This window comes from Polaromonas sp. (assembly GCF_043778355.1).
In the GTDB taxonomy this organism is placed as follows: domain Bacteria; phylum Pseudomonadota; class Gammaproteobacteria; order Burkholderiales; family Burkholderiaceae_C; genus Polaromonas.
The window spans coordinates 20,332-37,941 of the sequence record NZ_JAYWHI010000002.1; the positions used below are offsets into that span (position 1 = coordinate 20,332).

A 17,610-nucleotide genomic window follows, 5' to 3' on the forward strand; every position below is an offset into this window, starting at 1 on the left:
CCTGGGTGCAAGAATGGTGCCACAGCAATGGCGTGTGCGGCCCTCTGTGGCATGGAATCTGCACTTAAGCAGATCCGCCTGATGACGTATTGACACCCCCACCCATGGACACCCCGGCCGCACCGCTGCCCCTGCCTGCACAGGCTGTGCCCCCGTGGGCTCCCGCGCCGCTGGCCCAGGCCGAGCCCGAAGCGCCGGTCCAGCGCATCATCAAGGTCAGGCGCGACTACAACAGCTGGGTCGCCAGCGAAACCATGGAAGACTACGCGCTGCGTTTCACGCCGCAGCGTTTTCGCAAATGGTCCGAGTGGCGCGTTGCCAACACCGCCTTCGGCGCGGCTTCGTTTTTGATCCTGGAAGCGGTAGGCGCTACCCTGCTGGTGCAGTATGGTTTTACCAACGCCTTCTGGGCCATCGTTGCCACCGGGCTGATCATCTTCATGGCGGGCCTGCCGATCAGCATTTATGCCGCGCGTTACGGCGTGGACATGGACTTGCTGACGCGCGGCGCCGGCTTCGGCTACATCGGCTCCACCTTGACCTCGCTGATCTACGCCTCCTTCACCTTCATCTTTTTTGCGCTCGAAGCCGCTGTCATGGCCTATGCGCTGGAGCTGGCGCTGGGCATTCCCCCGAGCTGGGGCTACCTGATCTGCGCGCTGGTGGTGATTCCGCTGGTGACCTACGGCGTGTCGGTCATCAGCCGCTTGCAGATCTGGACGCAGCCGCTGTGGCTGATCATGCTCGTGGTGCCTTTTATCTATGTTTTGGTGCGAGACCCCGGCGCTTTTGCAGGAATAACGCACTACAAAGGTGAAAAAGGCGCCACTTCAGGATTCGACTTGCACTTGTTTTGTGCTGCCTTGACGGTGGGTATTGCCCTGATCACCCAGATGGGCGAGCAGGCCGATTACCTGCGCTTCATGCCGGCCCGCACCGCAGCGACAAGCCGCCGCTGGTGGGCCGGGGTGCTGGCCGGTGGTCCGGGCTGGGTGCTGCTGGGGGTGGTCAAGATGCTGGGCGGCGCTTTTCTGGCCTACCTGGCGATCCAGCACATGGTGCCGCTGGACCGCGCGGTGGACCCGAACCAGATGTACCTGGCGGCCTATGAGTACGTGTTTCCGCACTACGGCTGGGCCGTGGCCGCCACCGCGCTGTTTGTGGTGATCTCCCAGCTCAAGATCAATGTCACCAATGCCTATGCCGGCTCGCTGGCCTGGTCCAACTTCTTCTCGCGCCTGACGCACAGCCATCCGGGACGCGTGGTCTGGGTGGTGTTCAACACCCTGATTGCCTTCATGTTGATGGAGATGGACGTGTTCCAGGCCCTCGGCGACGTGCTGGGCCTGTATTCCAACATCGCGATTGCCTGGATGATGGCGGTGGTGGCCGACCTGGTCATTAACAAGCCGCTGGGCCTGTCGCCCAAAGGCATCGAGTTCAAGCGCGCGCATCTTTACGACATCAACCCGGTCGGCGTCGGCGCGATGGCACTGGCCTCGGTACTCTCGGTGGCTGCGCATCTGGGCTTGTTCGGGCCGCTGGCACAGGCTTTTTCGGCGCTGATTGCGCTGGGTACGGCTTTTGTCACCTCGCCGCTGATCGCCTGGGCGACGAAAGGGCGTTACTACATTGCAAGAAGCGACGACCCCCACGCTCGGCACGATGTGTCCTCGCTGCCCCCCGAGGGGGCTATTCCGCCTAGGGGCGGCCCGTCGGCGGAATGGGCGGGTCTGAAACGCTGCGTGATCTGCGAGCGCGACTACGAAGGCCCGGACATGGCGCATTGCCCCGCCTACCAGGGCCACATCTGCTCGCTGTGCTGCACCCTGGACGCGCGCTGCGGCGATTTGTGCAAGCCGCAAGCCAGCCTCTCCGCGCAGTGGTCGGCCACTTTGCGCTGGCTGCTGCCGCGTCGCATCTGGCCTTACCTCGACACCGGCCTGGGGCACTTCCTGCTGCTGATGCTGGTGATCGTGCCGCTGCTGGCCAGCGTGTTCGGTCTGCTGTATCACCAGGAGATGCGCGCGCTGCTCGATCTGGAGGTGGCGTCCGAATCGGCGCTGCGGTCGGGCTTTTTGAAGGCTTACATGGCGCTGCTGGTGATTGCCGGTCTGGTGGCCTGGTGGCTGGTGCTGGCGCACAAAAGCCGGCAGGTGGCGCAGGAAGAGTCGAACCGCCAGACCCATTTGCTGATGAAGGAAATCGAGTCGCACCGCCAGACCGACGAGGCGCTGCAGCAGGCCAAACGGGTGGCTGATCTGGCCAATCAGGCGAAAAGCCGCTACATCAGTGCCATCAGCCACGAGCTGCGCACGCCGCTCAACAGCATCCTCGGTTATGCGCAACTGATGGGCGAAGACACGTCCATCCCGCCGCACCGGCAGCAGGCCGTGGGTGTGATCAGGCGCGGTGGTGAACACCTGCTCTCGCTGATCGAAGGCACGCTGGACATCGCGCGTATTGAAAGCGGCAAACTTACGCTCAACGTCAAACCCATGCACTTCACCGACTTCGTGCAGGAGCTGACCGGCATGTTCGAGTTGGAGGCGCAGGCCAAGGGCCTGGGTTTTCATTTTGAGTCCGAGGGCACGCTGCCGGTGGTGGTGCGCGCCGACGAAAAACGCGTGCGGCAGATTTTGATCAATCTGCTGGGCAACGCCATCAAGTTCACCGCACGCGGCGGCATCAATCTGCGCCTGAAATACGCGCGCGAGATGGCCAGCATCGAGATCGAGGACACCGGCCCCGGCCTGTCGGCGCAGGAAATCGAGCGCATTTTCGAGCCCTTCACCCGCGCGTCCACGCCCGGCCCGGCCGCGCCCGGTGCCGGCCTGGGGCTGACGATTGCCAAGATGCTGACCGACCTGATGGGCGGCGAACTCACGGTGGCCAGCACGCCCGATGTCGGATCGGTGTTTCGCGTCAAGCTGTTTTTGCCCGAGGTGCGACTCGCGCCCGGTGCGGCGCTGCCCGTCCCGTCATCGCGCGTACACAAGACGCGTTACGGTTATGCGGGCGCGCGCCGGCGCGTGCTGGTGGTGGACAACGAAGAGGCCGACCGTGAGCTGCTGGTCAATGTGCTCGAGCCGCTGGGTTTTGAGCTGCGAACGGCCGCCAGTGGCCACGACTGCCTGGACCTGCTGGCCGCGGGTTATCGGCCCGAGGTGATCCTGATGGACCTGGCCATGCCCGGCATCGACGGCTGGGAAACCCTGCGCCGCGTGCGTGCGGTCGGGCATTCTGACATCCACCTGGCGATTGTTTCTGCCAATGCTTTCGATAAGGGTCTCGACAACGATGTCGGCATCCGGCTGGAAGACTTCATCCTGAAGCCGGTGCGCCACAGTGAGCTGCTCGATTGGCTGGAGCGGCGTCTGCAACTGGTGTGGCTGGAAGCGCCGGCGCAAGCCCCAGCCGCAGCGACGCCGGTGGTGCTACCGCGCATCTACCCGCCGGCCGCGCAGCTCGATGCCTTGCGCGAGGTGGTCAACCTCGGCTATTTTCGCGGCATCATGAACACCCTCGACGAGATCGAAAAAACCCAGCCACAAAGCGCCGGTTTTGCGGCCGAGATGCGCGGCCTGGCACGCCAGTTCCAGTTCGAGACCATGAGCCAGCAGCTTGGCGAGGTGCAGCCATGAATGACCGCGTGCTTGCACAGACGCTGGACCGCGCCAACAGCGACGTGGTGCTGATCGTCGACGACGTGCCCGACAACCTGTCGGTGCTGCACGATGCCCTCGACGAGTCGGGCTTCACCGTGCTGGTCGCCACGCATGGCGAGGCGGCACTGCAGCGCGCCGCGCAGGCCCTGCCCGACATCGTGCTGCTTGACGCGATGATGCCAGGCATGGACGGCTTCGAGGTCGCCAAGCGGCTGAAAGCCGATGCCCGCACCGCTCACATCCCCATTATCTTTATGACTGGGCTGACCGAGACCGAGTATCTGGTGGCAGCGCTCGCTTCGGGCGGCGTCGACTATGTGACCAAACCGATCAAGCCCAAGGAGGTGCTGGCGCGCATCGGCGTGCATCTGCAAAGCGCGCGCGAAAAGCGCCAGGCGCGTAACGCCCTTGATGCCTTCGGTTACGCGACCATCACGGTGCGGGTCAGTGACGGCAAACTGATGTGGCAGACGCCGCTGGCGCGCGAGCTGCTGCAGCGGTATTACGCCACCAGCGCGCCGCAAACGCCGGACGCGGTGCTGACCTGGCTGCGGCGCCACCTGCCTGACGCCGAACGGCAGATTGAGCCGCCGCGCCTGGTCTGCGAAAGTACCGCCTCGGTGGCGCGGCGACTGACCTTCCGCTTGCACCAGCAGACTGGCGACGATGACTGGCTGATTATCATGCGCGAGGAGTCGGACGACACCGTGATCCAGGCGATGAGCCTGAGCTTCAAACTCACCGCGCGCGAGGCCGAAGTGCTCTATTGGGTGGTCAAGGGCAAGATCAACCGCGACATCGGCGACATCTTGGGCACCAGCCCGATGACGGTCAAAAAACACCTGGAGCGGGTGTTTGCCAAGCTCGGCGTGGAAACCCGCACCGCAGCGGCCGGCATGGCCATGAGCCGGATCCGGCAGTTGCATCCGCAGTTTGAAGCCTGAGTGCCGGGCGCCAGAAAACTTCAAGCCTTTTTGGACTCCAGCCCATACCCTGAAAGGGCTAAGCGCTATAACTTTAATAGCGTTGCGCGCGTGGCCTTTTACTCCGGCTGGATCAGCGCGGCATCCTTGCGTATCGAATCCCGGTCGCGGTGGTCCTTCAGGCGGTCCAGCGTGCTGTCCAGCGCGCGTTTGAGTTTGCCCTCGGCGCCGCGGAAAGCTTCGTCGATGCCGGGCGCATGGTGCGTCACCGCGACAGGCGCATGATTGGCAAGGCGGGCCTCCATCAGGCAGCGTTTGTCGGCGGCGCCGGCCTTGCCGCTGTTTTCATCGCTCAGGTGCACTTCCACACGTGTGATCTCATGGCTGAAGCGTTCCAGGGTCTGACTGACTTCGGCCTGGGCCCAGCGCTCCAGCGCTTCTCGGCCTTCAATGCTGTGGTTGGTGTTGACTTGAACTTGCATGCTGAGTGTCCTTGTGTTGAGCCATCCGCGACGGCGATAGGCGTTCAGTGTGGGCGTTTCGGCGGCGCGGCTGTGTAGGGGTTTTTCCACAATCGGCAGGGGAGGCGGTCAAGCGCCGCGCGTTCCTGCAAGAAAGCGCCCAAGCGGATACAATAAGCGCTTCGGTAACGCATCAGCCTTTTTCAACGAAGTCCCTTCCTCTGGCTTCCTTCTCAAATGCGGCGCTTCTCAGAGCCCGGATTCACAGTGTCTTCATTGCCCTCACAGCATTGAACTCTCTCAGCACTGTTCCCTTTCCTAGCGAGCACTTCTCCCAACGGTGCCCACTCAAGGCTCACCCACCCGGCCCCTCCAGGCCGGGCAGGCAGAACCGGATACCTGTTGGCTTGCTCGCAAGCCGTTTATTTCTCCTTTTATCAAGCCGGGAAACATACCCGGCACAGACTTTTATGACGATTGATCACAACCACATCGCGGTGGGCAAGTACCTTGTCTCGCCGCTGGCCAAGCCCCAGGGCGAGGGCCAATATGCCGCCTCCGTGTCCATTCGGTCAGGGCGTGGCAGCGCCACCCATGACCGCGTGATGCGCTTCAGCGGGCTGTTTGACACGGCGGCTGCGGCCGTGCATTACGCGACCGAACACGCGTTGGGCTGGATCCACGAACGTTCGGTACCGGCTTGCGCCTGACGCGCCTGCGGCCCCCCACTGACATTTTTTCAAATTTCCAAGGAGTTACATCGTGGCCAAAGAAGAACTGATTGAAATGCACGGGCTGGTCAATGAAGTGCTGCCCGACTCGCGTTTTCGCGTGACGCTGGACAACGGCCACAAGCTGGTGGCCTACACCTCCGGCAAGATGCGCAAGAACCACATCCGTATCCTCGCCGGCGACCAGGTGTCGCTGGAGCTGTCGCCTTACGACCTCAGCAAGGGCCGGATCACTTTCCGGCATATTGCCGGCCGTGGACCCGGTCCTTCGCGCCAGGCAAGCTGACCGGTTTTTCGCTTAGACAAGGCGTACCGGTACACCGTAGAAAACTCAGGGTGCCTGACCGCTACCCGACGTGTCGGCGGGTGGCCGCGCCATCCAGGCGATCAACGAGGAGCGCATGGCTTCTTCAACCGACATATTGATCGGTTGCACCCATTCCAGCGGTACAAACACGGTGTAGCCGCCAATCATGTAGCCCATGGGCAGGTACACCGCCACCCGCTGGCCAGGCAAAAATCCATCGGGCAAATCAGCAAAGTCACGGCGAGTCACCAGGCCCACGATCTCCATCGCGTAACCGGGCATACGCAGAATCACCACGCTTTGCTCCCCCTGTTTGCCAGTGGGGGAGAAATAGTCGGCAAAACTTTTGAGTGAGCTGTAAATGCTTTTGACCACCGGCAGGTTGGTAAACGGCAGTTCGGCAAAGGCCAGCAATTGGCGCACTTTCGGTTTGGACACCAGGTAACCGATCAGCAGGATGATCAGCACGCCGGACACCAGCCCCATGCCCGGAATATAAAAGCTGCCGATGATGGGGCTCAGCACCCACAGCGTGAGTTTCTCCGTCCAGGCCAGGAAGATGTACAGCAGGTACAGCGTGAGCGCCACCGGAAGCACAGTGATCAAGCCGCGGAAGAAATATTTGTAGAGTTTTTTCATCATGCTGTTGAAACAGGCTATTTTCAGGACCGGTTGTTGCCGCAGAGCAATAGACAGAGTGTGGCTCGCGTTTTGCGCGTCCTCAAGCATTCGCTGCGCCGCCTGTGTGTAGGCGTGGCCCTACCTGTGCTTTCGGCCACCTCCCGCACCCCGTGCGAAGCAGTGCATTTATCTTTTGCTTTCTTAAATCAATTTTGGAGAAACAAATGCCCATCATCGCCTGGCTACTCGGTGTCCCCGTCACGGTCATCATTCTTCTGATGTTGTTCGGCGTGTTTTAAGGAGCCGTACGCATGTTACGCAAACTGATTGTTTTCGCCATCACCTCCGGCCTGGCTGCCAAGTTGTACCGCAACTACGTTAGCAAGCGCAGCGGTACGGATATCGCGGCAAATCCGCCGGCCACGACGCGTCGGCGTCGTGCTGGTGCCCCGGTCAGTCAAGACTGAGGTAGGTTGCCGCCCGGATCCGGACGCTGTGGCGTCCGCCCGGCTTGGTAAATCACCATCAGCGCCAGACCTGCGGTCCACGCCAAACCGCCGTCAATGGTCCCCTGCCGCTGGACCGTCATGAAGCTGCCTGGCAGCGACATGGATGCCCTGGAGGAACCGGACCCGACCCAGCTCCTCCGCCATCACGCCGGTTGTTTTTCCCCCGTGCGCATTTCAGCACCTTCGAACCGTCAGGGTATGCGCTTTAGCGGACCGAAGCAGGCGCTGAGTGCCGCTGTTCGGCAAACCAGCAGTTTGTCGCCCTGCGGGCTGAACTGGATGAAGCGAATAGTCTGTTCACCCGGCTCCGGCAAGGTCGCGCCGGAACAGTCTGGTTTATCGTTGTGGCGCACCACGGTTTCTACCAAGCGGTAGAAACCTCCAGCGTCGGGCGTTGCAGCGATCTCATAGCTTTTTTCCGCGACTTCTCCGCCGCTGGTGCCGAGCATGGTCCGGTTGTGACGGAACTGCCAGGTCTCGGTGCAACTTCCGCCAAAAGTGACCCAGCTCCAGGTGCCCACGACAGGATGACCGAATGACGCAGGCGGCGGGCCGGCGGCATGTAACCAGGAGGCGGAGGCCAGCAGGCTGGCGGCAAGAAGCAGTTGATGCAGGTCGTTCATTGGGGTGGCAGGCACGCGTTAGTAACAAGTCGCGATGCTACTCCCCTCCAGCGCACGCGCAGGTCGCCAACAGGCGCACATTCCGTAACCAGTTTCACGTGCCGTGCCCTCCCGGCACACCGGGGAGACACGCTGTTGCCTTGCAATGGGACCGCAGTGTTTTGGCTGCATCACCGGAGAATCCCATGAAAAAATTTTCCCTCTTGCTGGTTGTCGCTGCGGGCGCTCTGGCGGGTTGCGTGGCCGTGCCTTACGATACCGGCCCGCCGCACCGGGCCCATGGCGGCCCGTATCAAGGCGACCGTGACCGTGACGGCGTGCCCAACCGCGCCGACCGCGACCGCGATGGCGATGGTGTGCGCAACCGGGACGATCGCCGCCCCAACGATCCGAGGCGCTACTAGTCCGGCCGGGTCGGCGGTTTGCGGCGCGCGGACGCCGCGTCGTTATAGTGGGGTATTGACGCTTGAGGATTCACATGACCGCCCACTCCGCCCTGATACTCGCCTTGCTCTGTACTGTGCTTGCGCCGCTTCGCGCCCAGACCATTGGCGAGGTGGACACGGTGTTCAAATTCATCGGACCGGACCACAAAATTGTGGTTGACGCGCACGATGACCCGAAGGTCAAAGGTGTCACCTGTTACGTCTCGCGCGCCAAGACCGGCGGCATCAAAGGCGCGGTGGGCCTGGCGGAGGACAGGTCGGAGGCCTCCATCGACTGCCGCCAGGTCGGACCGGTGTCCTTTGCCAAACCGCTGTCCGTGCAGGAAGAAGTCTTCAGTGAGCGTATTTCGCTGATCTTCAAAAAGATACGCATTGTGCGCATGGTCGATGTTCCTCGAAACACGCTGGTGTACCTGACCTATTCGGACCGGGTGATTGAAGGTTCACCGCAAAACAGCGTCGCCTCTGTCCCGATTGACCGCGCGCTCAAGATTCCCCTGCAGTGAACCTGGCCTGCAGTGCGCTGGCATCCGCACCCACAGACAACAAGGACTTATCCCTATAACAATGGCAAAGGTGATAGCGCACACTTGCGCTGACACATATACACCTGCTGCGAGCAGGCGCGCGTCCTCCCACTGAAGGACAGGCAGACCATGACAACACGATTTGCTCCGACCGCCGATGGTGACTTGCCATTGACTGCCCCTATTGGCCAGCGGCTGTCCCCGCCCTGGATGCAGCCAGGCAACCGCCGGAGGCTAGATTGACACCTGACCGGGCAGAAGGCGCGGCGCATGAACGCCTGAAAGCCGAGGCGCTAGAGCTCGCGCGCGCCAACGAAGTCCTCAGGCGCGAACTGGCCGAACAGAAAATTGCCCTGAGCCGACTCAAGGCCAATGCGCTGCGCAGCCTGGCCGAGATTTCCGGCGATTGGTACTGGGAGCAGGATGCCGACTACCGCTTTGTCGAGTTTGTCGTTGATTTGGGAGACGGCACATTCAACAGGGAACTGATCAACGACGCCATCGGCAAGTGCCGATGGGAGCTGCCCGGCATCACCTCACTGAGCAGTTCGTGGGAAGCACATCGCGCGACGCTGGAAGCGCGCCAGCCTTTTCGTGGCTTTGAGTACATGCGCACGCTGCCCGACGGAACAGCCAGTTACTTTTCAATCAGCGGCGTACCCCAATTCGACAGTGACAACCGGTTCACGGGATATCGAGGCACGGCACGCGACATCAGCGCCAGAAAACGCGTGGAAGAGACCCAGCGCCAGGTCGCCCGGTTTCTTGACGACGTTGTGGACAATATTCCAACTGCACTCCATCTCAAGTCTGTTCTGGACGACTACAAGGTGGTGACATGGAACAAGGCCGCCGAGGCGCTGTGGGGGATCACGCGTGATGAAGCGGTGGGTCGCTCGGTACATGATCTCTGGCCAAAGGAGGATGCCGATCGCATGTATGCCAACGACCTCGAACTCGTTGCCAACGGCGTCATGCAGGACTTTCCCAACCGCGTCGCCCCCACCAAAAACCGCGGCACCTTGCATGTGCACATGCGCAAGGTCCCGCTCAAAAATGCTGCTGGCGTTGTCACGCATATCCTGATTACCGCAGAAGACATCACCAGACGACTGGCCGACGAGGCCCGCCTGCGGTACAACCAGGAGCGCTTTCGCAGCCTGACCAGCCTGTCATCTGACTGGTACTGGGAAATTGACGAGGAGTATCGCTTCACCAAAATGTCCAGTGGTGCAGCCCGCTTCAACAGGGCGTCCGGAAGTCCGACAGACCAGGTCGCTGTCGCCGAATACATCGGCAAGACGCGCTGGGAGATCGACGATACACCGGGCAACCGGGCGGCCTGGTTACTGCATCGTGCGCAGCTTGAAAGGCATGAGACATTCCGTAATTTTGAGTACGAGCGCGTGAACCTGGAAGGCAAGCGCGTGGTGTATTGCATCAGCGGTGAGCCCATCTTCAATGAAGATGGACAATTCTCCGGTTACCGGGGCGTCGGCACTGACATCACCGAGCGCAAGCAGACCGAGGCGGCGCTACTGGCCAGTGAAGCGCGTTTTCGTACGGTGGTGGCCGCGCTGGCCGAAGGGGTGGTGCTGCGCGACGCAAACGGTCGTATTGTCGATTGCAATGCCAGCGCCGAGCGGATTCTCGGTAAAACATTGGCCCAGATGGAGGGGCAGGTGGTGGTGGGGCCCGATTGGGAGATGATCCGTGAAGACGGCTCGCTGATGCCCGAGGAGGAGCACCCCAATATGGTGGCGCTACGCACCGGTCAGGCCCAGCCCAACGTGGTGGTCTGTTACCGCAAGCCCGACGGCAAGGTGTTGTGGGGGCTGCTCAATGTTCAGCCGCTTTTCGCTGCCGGTCCTGGCAAGCCGTCAGGCTTTGTCACCACCATCACCGACATCAGCGAGCGCAAAAAGGCCGAGATGGAAATCGTCCGGCTCAACGTGGACCTGGAAAACCGGGTGTTGCGCCGTACCGCCCAGCTGGAGGCAGCCAATCAGGAGCTGGAAGCATTCTCATATTCGGTGGCGCACGACCTGCGCTCCCCGTTGAGTTCGATCAACGGTTTCAGCGCGCTGCTGCAAAAAGCACTGCCGCCCGGCACCGGCGAAAAAGCCGATCACTACCTGCTGCGTATACGCTCGGGAGTGCAGCGCATGGGTGAGTTGACCGACGGCCTGCTGTCGCTGGCCCAGTTGTCGCGCACCAGCCTGCGCTGGGAGCCGGTGGACATCAGCGCGGAGGCGGCCCAACTGGTCCGCCAGTACGCCGAGCGCGATGCCGGTCGTGTCGTCAGCGTGACGATCGAGCCTGGACTGATGGTGCGGGCCGATGCCGCACTGCTGAGGCAGGTGCTTGAAAACCTGATTGCCAACGCCTGGAAATTCAGCGCCAAAACCCCGCTTGCCAGCATCAGCATCGGCAAGGAAACCGGCGCCGATCAGCAGCCGGTTTATTTTGTTCGCGACAACGGGGCGGGTTTTGACATGGCTTACGTGGACAAGCTGTTCGGTACCTTTCAGCGCTTGCATTCTCCCGATGAGTTCTCCGGCAGTGGCATTGGTCTGGCAACGGTCAAGCGCATCATTACCCGTCATGGGGGCCGCGTCTGGGCGCAATCGGCGCTTGGCGAGGGCAGCACGTTTTACTTCACGCTGGGTAGCGAACAGATCAAGGTGGCACCCGGCGACGATGCAGGCATTGCGCTGGCCGGGTTGCCACGCTCCAGCCGCCTGTTTACCGACAGCGGCGGGGGCTTTGGTGCGGGTGCCCATGGCGAGGTGGTCAGCACCGACAACGATGCTTTCGCGCTGAGTGACCGGCAGTTCAGCAATGCCTTCGAACATTCAGCGATTGGCATGGCCCTGGTGGCGATTGACTCCCGCCGCCTGCGCGTGAACAGCGCTTTCTGCCAGATGCTGGGCTATTCCGAAGCTGAAATGTTGTCTCGGACTGTTTACGACATCACCCATCCCGATGATATCGACTACGACGTGCATCAGCGCAAAAGAGCGCTGGCCGGCGAGATTGAAACCTACCAGTGGGAAAAACGCTATCTCCACAAATTGGGCCACATCGTCTGGGCCCATTTGAGCTGCTCACTGGTACGCGACGCTGACCGCCGGCCCCTGTTGTTCATATCGCAGGTGCAGGACATCACTGAGCGCAAACATGCCGAGGCCGTGCTGCGCGAAAGCGAGGAGCGTTTCCGCGCGCTGACCGAGCTCTCGTCGGACTGGTTCTGGGAGCAGGACGAACATTTTCGCTTCGTACAGATTTCCGGTGAAGTGCGACATGCACACACGCTGGCGTTCAGCGGCAACGGCGCCATTGGCAAGACGCGCTGGGAACTGCCCCACGTGAACATGGGCGACGATGTCTGGGCGGCGCACAAGGCGCAGCTTGAACGGCATGAGGTTTTCCGAGATTTTGAGGTCACCCGGCTCGACGGCCATGGGGAGGTTCGCTACGTCAGCATCAGCGGTGTGCCGATTTTCGATGCGTCCGGTTGCTTCACCGGCTACCGCGGAACGGGTCGGGACAATACCGAAATGCGCCGCGTCAGCGAAGCACTGCGTACCAGCGAAGCCCAGTTGCGCGAGATCACCGACACCGTTCCGGCCCTGATCGCCTACGTCGATGTCGGGCATCACTTCCGCTTTCACAACCGCGCCTATGAAGAGGCTTTTGGGCTCTCCCATAAAGAAATCGACGGAAAACACATGCGCGAGGTCATGGGTGAGCGGTTTTATGACAGCCTGCGTGCCCGTGTTGATGAAGTCCTGTCCGGCTACCCGGTGGTCTATGAACGAACACAGGTGACGGCGCGCGGCGACCACCGCGACTATGTGGTGAATTATTTTCCGCGTTATAGCGATGAAGACGGCCGGGTCATCGGGTTTTATTCACTGGCCAGCGATGTCACCGAGCTCAAGCGCATTGATCGCATGAAGAGTGAGTTTGTCTCGACGGTCAGCCACGAGTTGCGCACGCCGCTGACATCCATCCGCGGGTCGCTGGGATTGATCTCCGGCGGGGTGGCGGGCCAGTTGCCCGAGGCCGTCAAAACATTGGTAGGCATCGCCAAAAGCAACTGCGAACGCCTGATCCGCCTGATCAACGACATCCTGGACATCGAAAAAATCGAGTCCGGCAAGATGCGCCTGGATTTGCAGGTGGTGGCGCTCAAGCCGCTAATGACGCAGGCCCTGGCGGCCAACGAAGGTTTTGGCACCGCGCAGAACGTGGGCCTGAATCTGCATTTTCCCGACGATGAACTGCAGGTTCATGTCGACAGCGACCGCCTGATCCAGGTCGTGACCAACCTGCTTTCCAATGCCATGAAATTTTCACCACCAGGCAGCCCGGTGGAGGTGCACGTGACGCGCGGTGGCATCGGCGTTCGGGTTGAGGTGCGCGACCGCGGCCCCGGCATTCCGGAGGAATTCCAGAAGCGCATCTTCCAGAAGTTCTCCCAGGCTGATTCATCCGATGCGCGGCAAAAGGGCGGCACCGGTCTGGGCCTGAACATCTCACGGGCCATCGTCGAGCGCATGGAGGGCATCATCGGTTTTCACACACAAACCGATGTGGGTACCACCTTCTTCTTCGAGCTGCCGGAATGGAAGGACCTGCCCACGCCAGTTGCTCCGCAGGAACGGGCGACCAGTCGTGCCCGCATTCTTGTCTGCGAAGATGATCGTGACATTGCCCGCCTGATCTGCATGATGCTGGACAAGGGCGGCTTTGACGCCGACATGGCTTTCAACGCAGCGCAGGCACTGGCTTGCCTGGCACTCAACAACTATGCCGCGATGACGGTGGACCTCAAACTCCCTGACCAGGACGGCATCACGCTGATTCGCACCCTGCGCAGCCAGGAAAACACGCGTGATCTGCCTATTGTGGTGGTTTCCGCCATGGCTGAAGAAGGCCAGCTCCAGTTCAATAACCAATTGCTGTCAGTCTCCGACTGGCTGGACAAGCCTATCGACGAAAACCTGCTGATTCGGGGCTTGCGCCGCGCCATCGACGGCATGGCCGAGGGCAAACCGCGCATTCTGCATGTGGAAGACGACCTCGACATTCAACGTATCACCGCCGCCATCGTGCAGGACTTTGCCACCTTCGAGTTCGCTGCCACACTCGACGAAGCCCGTGAGCGGCTGCTCAAGCAGCGCTTTGACCTTGTTTTGCTGGACCTGACCTTGCCCGGTGGCTCGGGTTGGGACTTGCTGGCCGACATCGAAGCGCTGGACCGGTCGCCGCCTGTGGTGGTGTTTTCTGCCACCGAGGTGGATCGCGCCCAGCGCAGTCGCGCTGCAGCCGTGCTGGTGAAGGCGCAAACCTCCAACGAGCAGTTGTTGCAGACCCTGCAGCGTGTGCTGACGCAGGGTCGGGCCTGAAACTGGGCGCCGCTCTGAGCTGTTCGCTTCGTCTCACAGCCTGCATAAAATACGGCTGAACCCCTTGCCATAAGGGCCCAGACCGCTATTTATTTGATAGCTTCGTAGGAAATTTCAAGCCATCAGGGCGGTCGGTTTCCAGCCGCCGGCCCTCCTGTCGCACTGGGACGCTAGATGCGGCCCAGATCCTGGATCGCGTCGACGATCAGGCCGGTGCCCACGGCAATCAGCAAAATGTCTGCTGCGACACGCACGTATTTGTGGCCTGCTGGCGGAACGCCAAGTTGCAGCACCACCGACTGCGGCACCGGGTAGAAACGTACATCGCTGGGCAGCGGCTGTCCGACGGCCCATTTTTTTGCCTGGCCGGGGGGCAGGCAACCATTGTTCTTTTTGGCCAGACCGGGCGGGCAGCGGCCGGCGCGGTACTGCTGGCCGTAGTATTCCTGGACCACCACCCGTTGCGGCGCGCCGAAGTAGCCGCCTACGCTGACCTGGGCCGGTGCCACGCGGACCGCAGCGTCTTTGTTCCCACCGCTGCGGTTGTCGTTGCGGTTGTCGCCGCGATTTTCTTTCTGCTCGTGTTTGCCGCCTTTGCCCTGGCCAGCCCATTCGGGTTTTTCGGCCCAGACCGATCCGGCCATCAGCGCGGCGACCAGCACCAGGGGAAGCGTGGAAAAGCGGGAGTGGGAATAGGTTGTCATCGTGTCACCTCGTGGTTGTTGAGTTTGCAATGGGGCAGCGGACGCGGTCCGGTCGGGCTATCGACCACTTTATAACGCGACGGGTCTGGTTTCGTTGGCCACAGACCCGTCAGAACAGCCTTGACGCGGCCTTGTCCTACAACAATTTTTCACACTTTTCCTGCATGGCGGACGCGCGCAAACCTCGACCGATCTGACAGTCGTTGACGGGGCGCGGACGTACCGGCTCCGCTTCAGCGGCCTTTGTTGTTGCTCAATGCGTTTTCAAACTCCTGTCGTGACAGCGCGCCATCCTTGTTGGCGTCAGCCTCGTCAAAGTGGCGAGCCACGCCGCGAAAACCGGCGGCCTCGGCCCGGCTGATCTTTCGGTCCTTGTTGCCGTCAATGAAGCCAAAGGCCTGCGCGATCTGCGCGACCGTGTATTTGGACTCGACGGGTGCGGCTGCGGTTACGGTTGTCGTTGAGGGAGCGGGTTGATTCGTTTGCGCTTGCACATTGGCGCCGAACAGTACGACCGCAGTCGCCAACGCCAGCGCGGTGCCGAGCACGAAGAGGGTGGGTGCGATGATTTTGTCGGTGCATGCATCGGCCGGACGTGCGGCGTGCGTGCAGGCCTTGGAAGGCCGTTGCCAGTCTGTATGAATAGTCATGGGAGGTCATGGCCGGTGGTAAGACAGCGTTCTATTGGAAGCCAGCATGCGCCATGAAGCCAGCGGCTTTGCAGGGTGTTTCGCCGGTTTACATCCTGCATGTGATGCGACACATTTCTTTGCGCAGGCAGCGCGGATGTTCTGCGCGGCTGCGCATCTGCGCGGTGGTCAAGGCCAACCAAAAATTCAGGAAAATCGCCCTCCAGCCCATGACTGACATGCGCAAGCAGCTATGAATTCAGTAGCGGATGGCAAAGCGACCGTGGGTGCGCGTGATTTGCCGATACCATCGCTGTGAATTCCGGCCCTTTTTTTGTACAGGCACCGCATCATGAAACTATCCAGCATTGCCCGATCGTCTTCCCTGGAGAACCGGTTCTTCCTGCTGCTGCTGCTGCTGGTATCGCTGGCCTTTGTCTGGGTGCTCTGGCCGTTTTATGGCGCGGTGTTCTGGGGCGCCATCTTCGCGCTGATGTTCATGCCGCTCTTTGCGCGCCTGCTCAGGGCCATGCCGGGCCGGCGCACGCTGGCTGCGCTGGCCGCGCTGGCCATCATTCTGGTGGCCGTGATCCTTCCCCTGGGCCTGATCGTCGCCTCGCTGGTGCAGGAAGCGTCGGCGCTGTACCAACGCATGCAGTCGGGCGAGTTCAGCGTCGGCATGTACTTCCAGCAGGTGTACGGTGCGTTGCCAGCCTGGGTCACCGGCCTGCTGGACCGCTTCGGCCTGAGCAACACCAGTGTGATCCTGGAGCGGGTGTCGGCCAGCCTGTCTAAGGGCAGCCAGTTCCTGGCCACGCAGGCGCTCAATATCGGGCAGAACACCTTTGACTTCGTGGTCAGTTTTTTCGTGATGCTCTACATCCTGTTTTTCCTGCTGCGCGACGGTGGCGCGCTGGCACGCCGCATCCGCGATGCGGTGCCGCTGGAGTCCGGCATCAAGCGCGAGCTGTCAGGCAAGTTCGTCACCGTGATTCGCGCCACCGTCAAGGGCAATGTGGTGGTGGCAATGCTGCAGGGCGCGCTCGGCGGCCTGATCTTCTGGATGCTGGGCATCCACGCCCCGGTGCTGTGGGGCACCTTGATGGCGTTTCTCTCGCTGCTGCCCGCCGTCGGCGCGGCGCTGGTCTGGGGCCCGGTGGCGATTTATTTTCTGGTCACTGGCGCCATCACGCAAGGCCTGGTGTTGATCGCCTTCGGCGTGCTGGTGATCGGCCTGGTCGACAACATCCTGCGCCCTCTGCTGGTGGGCAAGGACACCAAGATACCTGATTATGTGGTGCTGATTTCGACGCTGGGCGGCATGGCGATCTTCGGCCTGAACGGTTTTGTGATCGGCCCAGTGATTGCGGCCATGTTCATGGCGACCTGGGACCTGTTCTCCAAGGCCCGCGAGGAGGCGGCGCAGCCACACGCGTTGGCGTCCGAGCCTGCCACTCCAGCGAAAAATGCGAACGAAAAACAGATGTAGCCCATGTACCACGGGCGCGGGCAGCTCCTGATTCGATAGCAGACTGAATGGCCTGGGGTCGCCAGCCCGCAGCTGGAACCCGCAGTGTTCATGGCTTGGAGTTGCGTGTTGTCGTCCCCATCCTACATACGCCACCCGGCGTATAGCCCGTTCGCCCTCCGGTCCCCAGAATCACTTCATCGCTTCGTCAAGGCCGCTTGAGCGGCTTTTACGGAGCGAAAAGTGATTGACCACCTACCCGGAGAAGCTACACATGCAACGTCGTTTTACCCTCAAGGCGCTCAGCGCCGCCGTCGCCCTGGCGGGCCTGTCTGTCCTGCCAGCCCATGCCCAATCGGGCGGCACCATCAAGGTGGGCATTCTGCACAGCCTGTCGGGCACCATGGCCATTTCGGAAACCGTGTTGAAAGACACCGTGCTGATGGCGATTGACGAGATCAATGCCAAGGGTGGCGTGATGGGCAAAAAACTCGAGCCCGTGATCGTGGACCCGGCCTCCAACTGGCCGCTTTTCGCTGAAAAAACCAAGCAGTTGCTCGGCCAGGACAAGGTTTCGGT

General features: G+C 61.5%; 16 protein-coding genes. 11 read left to right on the forward strand and 5 right to left on the reverse strand.

Annotated features, from left to right (window positions below):
* The first annotated feature begins 104 nt into the window (after window positions 1-104).
* Window positions 105-3,644 (forward strand): ATP-binding protein, encoded by a 3,540-nt coding sequence (locus tag ACH2CW_RS00140; RefSeq protein WP_395054602.1) that lies wholly within the window; start codon window positions 105-107, stop codon window positions 3,642-3,644.
* On the forward strand, window positions 3,641-4,612 hold the full coding sequence (locus tag ACH2CW_RS00145; protein ID WP_395054604.1) for a response regulator: 972 nt from the start codon (window positions 3,641-3,643) through the stop codon (window positions 4,610-4,612). Before ACH2CW_RS00140 ends, ACH2CW_RS00145 begins: the two co-directional genes overlap by 4 nt.
* A 98-nt stretch (window positions 4,613-4,710) precedes the next feature.
* Here ACH2CW_RS00145 and ACH2CW_RS00150 read toward each other — a convergent pair whose 3' ends face one another.
* On the reverse strand, window positions 4,711-5,073 hold the full coding sequence (locus ACH2CW_RS00150) for an HPF/RaiA family ribosome-associated protein (protein WP_395054606.1): 363 nt from the start codon (window positions 5,071-5,073) through the stop codon (window positions 4,711-4,713).
* Between the two features lie 449 nt (window positions 5,074-5,522).
* On the opposite strand from ACH2CW_RS00150, the gene ACH2CW_RS00155 reads away from it, so the two are divergent.
* Together ACH2CW_RS00155 and infA are read left to right on the forward strand one after the other, a co-directional pair.
* Entirely contained in the window at window positions 5,523-5,762 is a 240-nt protein-coding gene (locus tag ACH2CW_RS00155) for a hypothetical protein (RefSeq protein WP_395054608.1), read from the forward strand.
* 52 nt (window positions 5,763-5,814) lie between these two features.
* The gene (infA, locus tag ACH2CW_RS00160; protein WP_188707840.1) at window positions 5,815-6,069 is read left to right on the forward strand and encodes a translation initiation factor IF-1; all 255 of its coding nucleotides are present in this window, start codon (window positions 5,815-5,817) and stop codon (window positions 6,067-6,069) included.
* Window positions 6,070-6,114: 45 nt separating this feature from the next.
* On the opposite strand, the gene ACH2CW_RS00165 is transcribed toward infA, so the two are convergent.
* Window positions 6,115-6,729 (reverse strand): DUF502 domain-containing protein, encoded by a 615-nt coding sequence (locus ACH2CW_RS00165; protein WP_395054631.1) that lies wholly within the window; start codon window positions 6,727-6,729, stop codon window positions 6,115-6,117.
* 293 nt (window positions 6,730-7,022) lie between these two features.
* Here ACH2CW_RS00165 and ACH2CW_RS00170 point away from each other — a divergent pair, with 293 nt between their 5' ends.
* A complete protein-coding gene (locus ACH2CW_RS00170) occupies window positions 7,023-7,178 on the forward strand; it encodes a hypothetical protein (RefSeq protein ID WP_395054611.1) in 156 nt (51 codons plus the stop codon).
* A gap of 233 nt (window positions 7,179-7,411) precedes the next feature.
* Here the strand turns inward: ACH2CW_RS00170 and ACH2CW_RS00175 are convergent, their stop codons facing one another.
* On the reverse strand, window positions 7,412-7,843 hold the full coding sequence (locus tag ACH2CW_RS00175) for a hypothetical protein (protein ID WP_395054613.1): 432 nt from the start codon (window positions 7,841-7,843) through the stop codon (window positions 7,412-7,414).
* 185 nt (window positions 7,844-8,028) lie between these two features.
* Here ACH2CW_RS00175 and ACH2CW_RS00180 point away from each other — a divergent pair, with 185 nt between their 5' ends.
* The 3 genes from ACH2CW_RS00180 to ACH2CW_RS00190 all read left to right on the forward strand — a co-directional run bounded on the left by ACH2CW_RS00180 (window position 8,029) and on the right by ACH2CW_RS00190 (window position 14,230).
* Window positions 8,029-8,247: a hypothetical protein gene (locus tag ACH2CW_RS00180; RefSeq protein WP_395054615.1), complete on the forward strand. Its 219-nt coding sequence runs from the start codon at window positions 8,029-8,031 to the stop codon at window positions 8,245-8,247.
* Window positions 8,248-8,321: 74 nt separating this feature from the next.
* The gene (locus tag ACH2CW_RS00185; protein WP_395054617.1) at window positions 8,322-8,795 is read left to right on the forward strand and encodes a CreA family protein; all 474 of its coding nucleotides are present in this window, start codon (window positions 8,322-8,324) and stop codon (window positions 8,793-8,795) included.
* Between the two features lie 260 nt (window positions 8,796-9,055).
* Complete coding sequence (locus tag ACH2CW_RS00190; RefSeq protein WP_395054619.1) at window positions 9,056-14,230, forward strand: PAS domain S-box protein; 5,175 nt, start codon at window positions 9,056-9,058, stop codon at window positions 14,228-14,230.
* Between the two features lie 170 nt (window positions 14,231-14,400).
* On the opposite strand, the gene ACH2CW_RS00195 is transcribed toward ACH2CW_RS00190, so the two are convergent.
* Both ACH2CW_RS00195 and ACH2CW_RS00200 read right to left on the reverse strand, forming a co-directional pair.
* The gene (locus ACH2CW_RS00195; protein ID WP_395054621.1) at window positions 14,401-14,934 is read right to left on the reverse strand and encodes a hypothetical protein; all 534 of its coding nucleotides are present in this window, start codon (window positions 14,932-14,934) and stop codon (window positions 14,401-14,403) included.
* 233 nt (window positions 14,935-15,167) lie between these two features.
* On the reverse strand, window positions 15,168-15,584 hold the full coding sequence (locus ACH2CW_RS00200) for a hypothetical protein (protein WP_395054623.1): 417 nt from the start codon (window positions 15,582-15,584) through the stop codon (window positions 15,168-15,170).
* A gap of 46 nt (window positions 15,585-15,630) precedes the next feature.
* On the opposite strand from ACH2CW_RS00200, the gene ACH2CW_RS00205 reads away from it, so the two are divergent.
* The 3 genes from ACH2CW_RS00205 to ACH2CW_RS00215 all read left to right on the forward strand — a co-directional run.
* Window positions 15,631-15,801, forward strand: a complete 171-nt coding sequence (locus tag ACH2CW_RS00205) for a hypothetical protein (protein WP_395054625.1) — start codon at window positions 15,631-15,633, stop codon at window positions 15,799-15,801.
* 114 nt (window positions 15,802-15,915) lie between these two features.
* On the forward strand, window positions 15,916-17,052 hold the full coding sequence (locus ACH2CW_RS00210) for an AI-2E family transporter (RefSeq protein ID WP_395054627.1): 1,137 nt from the start codon (window positions 15,916-15,918) through the stop codon (window positions 17,050-17,052).
* A gap of 253 nt (window positions 17,053-17,305) precedes the next feature.
* Window positions 17,306-17,610: transporter substrate-binding protein (locus ACH2CW_RS00215; protein WP_395054629.1), on the forward strand; the 305-nt coding region annotated here is incomplete at its 3' end.

Coding starts and splice junctions, on each gene's coding strand:
- ACH2CW_RS00155 (WP_395054608.1), top strand. CDS start 5,523: ATGACGATTGATCACAACCACATCGCGGTGGGCAAGTACCTTGTCTCG.
- ACH2CW_RS00145 (WP_395054604.1), top strand. CDS start 3,641: ATGAATGACCGCGTGCTTGCACAGACGCTGGACCGCGCCAACAGCGAC.
- ACH2CW_RS00195 (WP_395054621.1), bottom strand. CDS start 14,934: ATGACAACCTATTCCCACTCCCGCTTTTCCACGCTTCCCCTGGTGCTG.
- ACH2CW_RS00180 (WP_395054615.1), top strand. CDS start 8,029: ATGAAAAAATTTTCCCTCTTGCTGGTTGTCGCTGCGGGCGCTCTGGCG.
- ACH2CW_RS00165 (WP_395054631.1), bottom strand. CDS start 6,729: ATGAAAAAACTCTACAAATATTTCTTCCGCGGCTTGATCACTGTGCTT.
- ACH2CW_RS00140 (WP_395054602.1), top strand. CDS start 105: ATGGACACCCCGGCCGCACCGCTGCCCCTGCCTGCACAGGCTGTGCCC.
- ACH2CW_RS00150 (WP_395054606.1), bottom strand. CDS start 5,073: ATGCAAGTTCAAGTCAACACCAACCACAGCATTGAAGGCCGAGAAGCG.
- ACH2CW_RS00185 (WP_395054617.1), top strand. CDS start 8,322: ATGACCGCCCACTCCGCCCTGATACTCGCCTTGCTCTGTACTGTGCTT.
- ACH2CW_RS00200 (WP_395054623.1), bottom strand. CDS start 15,584: ATGACTATTCATACAGACTGGCAACGGCCTTCCAAGGCCTGCACGCAC.
- ACH2CW_RS00170 (WP_395054611.1), top strand. CDS start 7,023: ATGTTACGCAAACTGATTGTTTTCGCCATCACCTCCGGCCTGGCTGCC.
- ACH2CW_RS00210 (WP_395054627.1), top strand. CDS start 15,916: ATGAAACTATCCAGCATTGCCCGATCGTCTTCCCTGGAGAACCGGTTC.
- ACH2CW_RS00175 (WP_395054613.1), bottom strand. CDS start 7,843: ATGAACGACCTGCATCAACTGCTTCTTGCCGCCAGCCTGCTGGCCTCC.
- ACH2CW_RS00205 (WP_395054625.1), top strand. CDS start 15,631: ATGCGCCATGAAGCCAGCGGCTTTGCAGGGTGTTTCGCCGGTTTACAT.